The organism is Acinetobacter sp. ANC 3781 (assembly GCF_004331285.1).
Classification (GTDB): Bacteria; Pseudomonadota; Gammaproteobacteria; order Pseudomonadales; family Moraxellaceae; genus Acinetobacter.
Window position 1 is genome coordinate 108,725 of sequence record NZ_SJOH01000014.1, and the last position, 8,761, is coordinate 117,485.

The following is an 8,761-nucleotide window of genomic DNA, read 5'->3' on the forward strand; positions in this document are numbered from 1 at the left end:
TATTAGATAACTGCTTCATTACCATTTAGGTTGTGCAATGGTTGCGAAGGATATAACCCAAAATGCTGTAGAACTTCTGCTTCAGTAACTTTTCCCTTACTCGCCTGTGCTAAGGCTTTACGTAGGTTTTTACGTGGTTCTTTATAGCCATACAATAAATGTGACTTTAAATAACCTGTTGTTGTTTTCGCATTTTTTGCATATTCAACTAATTCTTCTTGAGAAAGTTGAAGAATAAAATCACGGAAATTCATAAATTAACCCTCACTGATTAATTTAAATATTACCTTTTAGGTAATGCAAATACAACCTTTTTTCTTGTTTACCTTTTTGGTGATAAAACTACAATTAAAGTAGTGACATGTCACAACGTTTTATTGGAAGAAATATGGATAGCAAATCAATCAGATACTCAAATACCCGTTTACTTGTCGATCAAATAGGTGGCGTATCTAACTTTGCTGAAAAAATTGGAAAAGGACAGTCTCAAGCAAGTCAGTTTGCAGGTACTAATCCAATTAAAGGTATTGGTAATAAAGTCGCACGTGAAATTGAGGAAGCTTTTGGAAAATCTCATGGATGGTTAGATATTCCTCATGAAGAGGAAATTGAAAAACTTGAAAGTAATGTATCAGCACCCTTTCCTATCGCTGGCCGTTTGATCCCTGTTATTTCGTGGATACAGGCTGGTACTTGGACGACTGCTGATTCTATTCCTGTAGATACACAGTTTAATGAATGGCTACCACCTAACCCTAAGTGTGGGAAAAATGGTTATGGGCTTGAAGTTGTTGGTGAATCAATGCTTCCAGACTTCCGCCCTACAGACAAGATATACGTAAACCCTGACTTTCAGGTAAGTGACTTAAAAACTGGGGATTTAGTCATTGTTGCTTGTGAGGGTGAAAGTAAAGCAACTTTTAAGAAATTGATAATTGAACCCAATGGCAAATACCTAGAACCACTTAATCCTAAATGGCATGAGAAAATCATGGAACTTGATGAAGGATGTAAGTTGGTGGGTAAAGTTGTTGGGTTATATAGGGATGTTTAATAGATATAATTATGAATAATAACAATGATTTTATAAAAAAACTGCTTGATAGTACAGAAGATGAAAAGCAGGGAACCCATGCTAAACGAGGTTTTAGATACCAAGATTGGTGGTGTACGTATAAGACATTTGAAACGTGGTCATTATTGAATACCAATTTTGCAGTAGGAGCAGAAATAAAAGAAGATTTTACAATAATTGATTGTTTGGAAAATCCTACGAAAATTGAATTTTTTCAAATTAAGAAGAATGAAAGACCTAATTTATGGCTCATAAATGATTTAATTAAATCACCTCAAAGAAAAAATGGAAAAGAAGACTCCATTTTATCAAAACTTTATTCTAGATGGTTAAGATTCAAACCACTTGATACTAAGATGTATTTTATTACAAATCAAAAATTAAAAGGCAAAGACTGCAATAATAAAGATATTGAACACTTTAATTCAAATCTTGAATCTGACTTTCACCCAAATGAAGTAACAAGAATGAGTAATGCCTTGCAGCGGCAACTAAATTTATCAACTACAGAAGTTATTGAACTCAATAGAATACAATTTTGTATATCAAATATGGATGTTAATGAGCCAGATACTCATGTTATTGGAAAAATTTATTCTTTAAATGAGGCAGCTAAATTCCCAATTTATCTTAGAAATATTGGTGTAGCAGCTAAATATATTACAAACCATTTTTATCAATTGACTAGTAATATTAATTATGCAATTAATATTGAACAATTAAAAGAAAGATGTATAACAAGAAAAGGGTTTGAAGATATTATTTATGAAATTGAAGAAACATTTAAGACTCCTGAAGATTATATGAAGGAAGGTTTTAGAATTCTAAATGATGAAGGTTATGCTTACCGTCTACGAAAAAAAATCTTAAAGACATCTACAGAAGTCCTTTTGGATTTGAGGAATAGAGATCAAGAACATAATCAAAACTTATTTTTCGAAATTGATAGTTTTTTTTCAGAACATGAATCAATTATTAATAATTTTGAGACATTAAGTAAACTTATTGATTTTGTCACTGATAAGATTTTTTTAGTTAGAAAGCACAACTTTATTACACTAGAATATATCAAATGTTCGGTTTTAATTTATGAAGTTTCCGATGGGGATATTTATTGTGAACAATACTTCAACTTATAACTTATTAAAACTTATACGTAACTTAAGACAGGGGAAACAAATTGAAATCGAAGATAACATTCAAGGAGATTTTAATACTTTCAAAAAAAGAAAAAAGTTCAAAAAAAATCATAATAGAGGCCAAAAATAATATTATTTTTGCAGAAAATCATCGTGGAAAATCTACAGTTATAAAGTCAATTTTTTGGGCATTAGGACTAAGCCCTACTCATTTTTTTACCAATGGTAAATTAGATAGAAATATTACTTGTTTATTAACTATCTCTTATGATGAGGATATTTTTTATTTTTTTCGAAATGGTGAAAATAGAAAGTTATATGATTTTGGTAAAAAAATTATTTTTGAGACAAGTGAAAACTCAAAATGGCAAGAACATATGGCTATTTTTTTTAACTATCCTCTATCAGCTATTCATTTTAGTAATTTACAAGAATATTATTTAGGTTTACAAGGAATCCTTACCCCATACTATATAAACCAAGATTCTAGTTGGTCAAACCGTTGGAATGGTCCATTTGACGGCTTAACGAGATATATAGATTTTTATCAACAAGTTATAGAGCACTTTACAGGAATTGTGTCCAATGAGACAGTCCTTAAAAAACAAAATCAAAAGAAGTTAAATAGTAAAAAGAAAGAGCTAGAAGTTGAACTTAAAATTTATAAAAAATCTGAAAATCAATTGATTATTCATGAATATGAAAACACACCACTACCTGACATTGACAATAATTTTTTTAGACAAAAATTGTTAAAAACTTCAGAAATTCTTAAAAAATGCAAAATAACTCAAGAAGATCTAAAAAATGAGATAATTGAGGTAATTTCAGAAAAAAATAAATTACATAATCTTTTGAAAAATGCTTATAACACTCATCATGAATTAGTTGATGATAAGAATTTTTTGAATAAAATTAAAGATAATACATATTTAGAGTGCCCAACTTGTGGAACAAATCATTTAAAAACGTTAAAAACAGATATAGCAGTTGAATTTGATATTCAAGGAATTGAAGAAAATATATATAATTTAAGAGAACAAATTGAAAATTTGAATAAAAATGAAAAAAATTTAGATTCAAAATTAAAACTTATAAATGATGAAATTGAAGAATTAACTTTAGAAACTCAATTAAGTAATGATTTAAACTATTCGTTTGAGTCGATCATTAAAACATTTTCAAACAGAGATATTAAGCAAAATCTAAACTTTAATATGCAGGAACTCTATGAACAAATTTTTTCCATAGATGATGAAATAGACTCAATTCAATTACAAATTAATGAGTTGGAAAGTGAAGAAGATATCAAACATCGAAAAGATAAATTTAAAAGCTATCTTAAATTTTTTTACGACAAACTTGATGTTGATACAGATATACTACCTAAACAGGTGTATTATAAACCTAGCTTAACAGGTAGTTCAAGTTCAAGAAGTGTTTTAGCAGCCCATTTAGCATACATAACCTTAAGTTATGAGCTTACTACTTTTCCTTTATTCCCTATCATTATTGATACAATCCAGCAAAATGGACAAGACATCCCCAATATAGATAAAATGGTGCATACAATTGCTAAATTCAAGCATCATCAAATTATACTAGGTATGGAATCTCTTCCTAATAATTATGAAGCACATTCTTTTAAAGTTATTGAACTAATTAATAAACGAGATTCATTACTAAATCAAAGTCAATATAATGAACATTTACTAGAACTAGATACTTTTCGATCTAATCTAAATTATATATAAGACAATCTATATAGTAATAAATCACCTTTTAATTATTCCTTGTTTTGTTTTTCATTAAATTAATAATAACTTATCTTTATTTTTTTTGAGGGTTTTTAGGGATTCTTCTTAGCTTGCTTATTTTCTTTAAACCCATCTCTTTAATGGGTTTTCTTTTACCAATTTTTCTTTATAATTTCTCATCCAATAACAACAAACAATAATCATGAAAATAAGAATCCTTGCAACTACTCTGTTAATTACTCTTGCTGGCTGCGATAACCAATCAAAAGTAGCTGAAGCATCCGATTCAGATGAAACAGACTCGTCAATAGCAAATGCCCAGTTTGAAAAATCTGACAAACGGATTAATAAATTCCTAGATCAATTGGATGATCCAAACACAACACAAGAAGTGCGTATTCAGATTCTATGTAAAGACTACTCTACTGAATACAAAACCAAGTACATGCCAGCTTTAATGAAGCTTTCACCGAGTGAATACACTGAAGCTAAATTACTGTCTGATTTAGATATAGCATTGGATTACTATAAGAAAAAAGACAAGATTCACTGCTGAAAGATTCGCATGTGATTTACAGGAGTTCATTATGGAAAGAGCTATTATTGCTGTAATTCTAATTCTTATCCTAATATTGCTAATCATTTTTTATAAGACAAAAAGATAGCTTGTATGGTCATATATCAGGCATATCTAAATACTAATGACATCTTATGAGCCTATCTTTACCCGGAAATACTAAGGATAGTATTTATCTCGCACAGACCCACCTCGGTGGGTTTCTTATTTCTGCAATAAATTTTCGATATTTTAAACCCAAGGTCTAATCCGAAGACAAGACCTGTAATAACTAAGTAAGCCCTATCTCACCCACTTTATGTGGGTTTTCTTTTTTAAAAAGCCATATTTTCCCTGATATTATGAAGTTAAGACTTTGTGCCAACATTGATCTTAAACCACTATTAATATCGGAGAAAAATATGCCTTCAATTGAAGAAAAACGTTTAGCTATTGAGATGGCTGATAAAATTATACAAACACGTATCGACCTTAAAAATCCTGCTTACTATAAACAGAATAACCAAGCAGGTGATATCGAGTATTGGAAAGAAATTTATAAAGAATGTTTGAAGATAGTATCCTCTGACGATTAATTTTAAGCTTTTAATCTTTCAATCAATTCAATTTGCTGAAGACTAGTGTGTTGCTTGCTGTCAAAAACAAATTCTTCAGCAATCTTTATATATTCTTGTATTAAGACTGGATCTTGCATACCTGAAGAAATGTAAGTTTGATATAAATTTGCTCGAAAATCTTCTCTAGTCATCTTAAAGACTCCATCCAACCCATCCCTGTAATGGGTTTTCTTTTGTCTACTATAAAATAAAACAACCAAAAAGATAAAATAAAGATAATTTATCTTGCATTAAATTACCTTTTAGGTAATATTTATCTCACCAGACAACAAAAAGCCCCGATTACTTTCGACGGACATCAGGGCTTTGCAAATTGCGAGATAAGTATGAACCAAATCCATTCCCATAGTCAAACCCCAGATTTTGACACTAACAAAAGTCAAACGACTTCTATTTTGTTTCAGCCACCTAAACCTGAAGAAATGCATCTATCTTTCTGGACTAAAACTAAAGTGATTTTCAAAGAGTTTGCTGCTGTTTCTCTAATCGGTATCACAATCGTATCAACTGTTTTCACAGTCCATAGTTGTTCAGATGACGTAGATCGCCAACAGGCTCAAGCAGTTAAGTATCAGTTGCAGTTCCAATCTTCAAATGGAGGAACTCACTAATGACTACTTCTAATCAAAAATTCGCTGAATACCTTGGTGGTTATGAACTAAACAGCATATCTATGCGCCTTGGCCACACTGTTTATGTTGAGCAAGGTAAAGACATCTTTGTTAAAGATCGTAAAACCGGTGAACTCGAAAAAGTAACTTTAGAAGAACAAGTGGCTAAGCCTTGGATCCGACAGAACTTCGACCGTGAACGTGCTTTTCAACGTCGTAAAGCTTTCGCAATTGGTATGCAAAGTTCGCATATTCCATTACATGAACGTCGTGCGTACAAAAAACGCATGGGCTGGGTTGGGGCTTAAGGGGAATTATCATGACTAATTCTAATAATCAAATTCAAAATCCTGCAGAACACTCTATCAATGTCTTGCAGCAAATCCAGCTAGAATTAAAAGCGCCTAAAAGCAAACGTAATTCTTTTGGTAATTATAACTATCGTAACTGTGAAGACATACTTGAAGCAGTTAAGCCACTCCTGCAGAAATACAACTCCACACTGATCATTACAGATGAGGTACAGGAAGTTGGATCAGTAGTTGTGGTAACTGCAAAAGTGATTTTCACTGATTTCAATGGTAAAGAAACAGTAGTTAAAGCACATGCTGGTGTTGAAATCAGTAAAAAAGGGATGGATGTAGCGCAAACATTCGGTGCATCAAGTTCTTATGCTCGTAAGTATGCTTTGAATGGTTTGTTTTTGATTGATGACACCAAAGACTATGACTCGGATGAATATCATAACCAAGTTAATAACAATGGTGCGCGAAATAACAATCAGCAAAATAATCGTCAAAGTCACCAAGCTAATAACCAGCAGAATAATCACGCACAAAACCAAAACAATCAACAACCAGCTCAACAGCAAGCAAATACACAACAAAAGCCTAAACGCACTCAAGCCCAGCTTTTTAACGATGCCTTAGCTGCAATCAAAATTGCCGAAAACAAAGACATTCTTAAAGCTGCAGTAAACAGATTTAAAGGAACTACTTATGAGGCTGGCATCACTAATGCTTGCCGGGCAAGAGCGGATCAGATGGGATGGCCGATACAAAGTAAATCGTATCAAAGCAATCAACTTCGTCATTAATTATTCTGAGGCGAAACTATGAACTTTAAATACTCCACGATCACCCGAACACTCACAGTGTTCGGGGCCAAGATGACACACATATTTAGCAACGTAGGCGTTGGTGAAATTGAAGATCTAATCACCAATGCAAAGTTTAAAGAAGCAAGATGGAGAGGATGATGGAATTTGAATGCTTAAAGGTTCAAAAGGAGGTACCTTAAATGGCTCGTCTGACCAAAATTGATAAAATGTCTGAATGTCAAAAAAAGGCTTTAATTAAAGATTTTCGCAATGCACCGATGGAAGCTGAATTTACTCCAGAGACAATTGCATTGGTTTATCACTTATCCCTGGCATGGCTTCAAAAGAAAAGATGCGAAGGTGGTGGAATTCCATTTACTAAACCAACAGCTAAAACGGTTCTGTATAAGAAAGAAGATGTTTTAGAATTTATGGACAATAACCGGCTTCAACATACAGCCTAATAAAATGCCCTCCTATGAGGGCTTTCTTATCTTTTAATTTCATTGTTTATTCTATTTTAAGATTAACCTATACATTCAAATGAGTCATATTAACAAGATTAGGTAATGAATATCCTTGGACTTTATTCATCCCTCCCATTTCACTTGCGTCGCTATTGAGAGCATATAGAATTAACATAATTACAATAGCTGCTACTATGATAATAATCAGGATACTTCTATCTTTTGGGATCATACTCATATTGTTCTCCACCGATGAATTTATAAAAATAAATAAATTTAGTGAAATGTTTTTCAAAAAACAATTATAAAAAAACCCCGATTTCTGCGATCAGGGTAATTAGTTAATAAACATTTTATCTCAGTTTCTTTTGGGCATTTATATTTCATTATTAAGTTAGGTTCTTATTACTAACTTAATAAAAGTTATTTATTTTGTTGTTGGTCTTTATTACCTTGTTGACCTTGACCGCCTTGTTGACCTTGACCGCCTTGTTGGCCTTGACCGCCTTGTTGGCCTTGACCGCCTTGTTGGCCTTGACCGCCTTGCTGTTGATCTTGACCGCCTTGTTGTTGACCTTGATTGCCTTGTTGTTGATTAGCCATTTTAATTTCCATCCTATAGTTGGGGAATATCGTTGAATTTCTAATTTACTCTTTAAGTTTTATTTTTCTATCTTTGCATTGTGTCAATTTTAGTCAATGTAATTTTGATACATCTATCCACTTGATCTGTATCAAAGCTTTATTGAATCCATTTACACTTATTACCCAATACTCGTGAAAGGCTTCCACTTTCCTAATGATCCTGAATCTATAAAACCACTTTAAAACTATAAAAACATAAAATATCTAATTCTCAACTGTCCTATATTTAAACACTTTTTGTCCAACTTCTAATAGTCTACTTGCAGTCTACAAATGAGCGTTATAAGTAGACCGATAGTAGACTGTAGAATTATTTCTATAGACTGCGAGAAATTGCCAAATATTGCAACATATTGTATATAGGGGCTTTTGGTAGATCTAAGAGAAGTGAGGTATTGCGAAATATTGTAGGAAATTGCGAATTTTATAGGAGGAATTAGAATTATGAGTCCGCTGCTCTAACCAACTGAGCTATAGGCCCTTATAAGCTGAAATTGTTATATATCAACAAGTTCAAGCGAGGCAATACTAACGAAGATTTTTTCAAAAAACAAGCATTTTCGCTTTTAATTGCACAGTAACACAACAATTCTTTTAATCATTTATTTATAACTTATATTTTAAAAAACTTGTGATTGATAAAATTAAGTAATCATAATTTTTTTATTTTAAAAAAATAAATCCAGATAATAAAAATATCTGCTATACCACTCAGGCAATTTTAATATTCAACATTAAATGCTAAAAGAATGATAAATTTATTATACTTATAAG

Annotated in this window: 12 protein-coding genes; 9 read left to right on the forward strand and 3 right to left on the reverse strand. The window is 31.7% G+C overall.

Annotation, left to right across the window (positions count from 1 at the left end):
• Positions 1–2 precede the first annotated feature (2 nt).
• Positions 3–254, reverse strand: coding sequence for a hypothetical protein (locus tag E0H89_RS11485; protein ID WP_131217195.1), 252 nt, complete (start codon positions 252–254; stop codon positions 3–5).
• Positions 255–388: 134 nt separating this feature from the next.
• Here E0H89_RS11485 and E0H89_RS11490 point away from each other — a divergent pair, with 134 nt between their 5' ends.
• From E0H89_RS11490 to E0H89_RS16465, 5 genes are all read left to right on the forward strand, one after another.
• Positions 389–1,054, forward strand: coding sequence for a LexA family protein (locus E0H89_RS11490; RefSeq protein ID WP_131217224.1), 666 nt, complete (start codon positions 389–391; stop codon positions 1,052–1,054).
• Between the two features lie 11 nt (positions 1,055–1,065).
• The gene (locus E0H89_RS11495; RefSeq protein WP_131217197.1) at positions 1,066–2,214 is read left to right on the forward strand and encodes a dsDNA nuclease domain-containing protein; all 1,149 of its coding nucleotides are present in this window, start codon (positions 1,066–1,068) and stop codon (positions 2,212–2,214) included.
• 41 nt (positions 2,215–2,255) lie between these two features.
• Positions 2,256–3,968: a synaptonemal complex protein 1 gene (locus tag E0H89_RS11500; RefSeq protein ID WP_131217199.1), complete on the forward strand. Its 1,713-nt coding sequence runs from the start codon at positions 2,256–2,258 to the stop codon at positions 3,966–3,968.
• A 205-nt stretch (positions 3,969–4,173) separates the two neighbouring features.
• Positions 4,174–4,527, forward strand: coding sequence for a hypothetical protein (locus tag E0H89_RS11505; RefSeq protein ID WP_131217201.1), 354 nt, complete (start codon positions 4,174–4,176; stop codon positions 4,525–4,527).
• Between the two features lie 422 nt (positions 4,528–4,949).
• A complete protein-coding gene (locus E0H89_RS16465; protein WP_165494047.1) occupies positions 4,950–5,123 on the forward strand; it encodes a hypothetical protein in 174 nt (57 codons plus the stop codon).
• Positions 5,124–5,125: 2 nt separating this feature from the next.
• Here the strand turns inward: E0H89_RS16465 and E0H89_RS16470 are convergent, their stop codons facing one another.
• Entirely contained in the window at positions 5,126–5,296 is a 171-nt protein-coding gene (locus E0H89_RS16470) for a hypothetical protein (protein WP_165494048.1), read from the reverse strand.
• A 195-nt stretch (positions 5,297–5,491) separates the two neighbouring features.
• Here E0H89_RS16470 and E0H89_RS11510 point away from each other — a divergent pair, with 195 nt between their 5' ends.
• From E0H89_RS11510 to E0H89_RS11525, 4 genes are all read left to right on the forward strand, one after another.
• Positions 5,492–5,776, forward strand: coding sequence for a hypothetical protein (locus tag E0H89_RS11510; protein ID WP_131217204.1), 285 nt, complete (start codon positions 5,492–5,494; stop codon positions 5,774–5,776).
• Positions 5,776–6,084 carry a hypothetical protein gene (locus tag E0H89_RS11515; RefSeq protein WP_131217206.1) on the forward strand — a complete coding sequence of 103 codons (309 nt, stop codon included), beginning with the start codon at positions 5,776–5,778 and terminating at the stop codon, positions 6,082–6,084. Before E0H89_RS11510 ends, E0H89_RS11515 begins: the two co-directional genes overlap by 1 nt.
• Positions 6,085–6,095: 11 nt before the next feature.
• A complete protein-coding gene (locus E0H89_RS11520; RefSeq protein WP_131217208.1) occupies positions 6,096–6,872 on the forward strand; it encodes an ERF family protein in 777 nt (258 codons plus the stop codon).
• A gap of 203 nt (positions 6,873–7,075) precedes the next feature.
• Positions 7,076–7,339 (forward strand): DNA-binding protein, encoded by a 264-nt coding sequence (locus E0H89_RS11525; protein ID WP_131217210.1) that lies wholly within the window; start codon positions 7,076–7,078, stop codon positions 7,337–7,339.
• A 426-nt stretch (positions 7,340–7,765) separates the two neighbouring features.
• On the opposite strand, the gene E0H89_RS11530 is transcribed toward E0H89_RS11525, so the two are convergent.
• The gene (locus tag E0H89_RS11530; protein ID WP_205755857.1) at positions 7,766–7,945 is read right to left on the reverse strand and encodes a hypothetical protein; all 180 of its coding nucleotides are present in this window, start codon (positions 7,943–7,945) and stop codon (positions 7,766–7,768) included.
• Positions 7,946–8,761 lie beyond the last annotated feature (816 nt).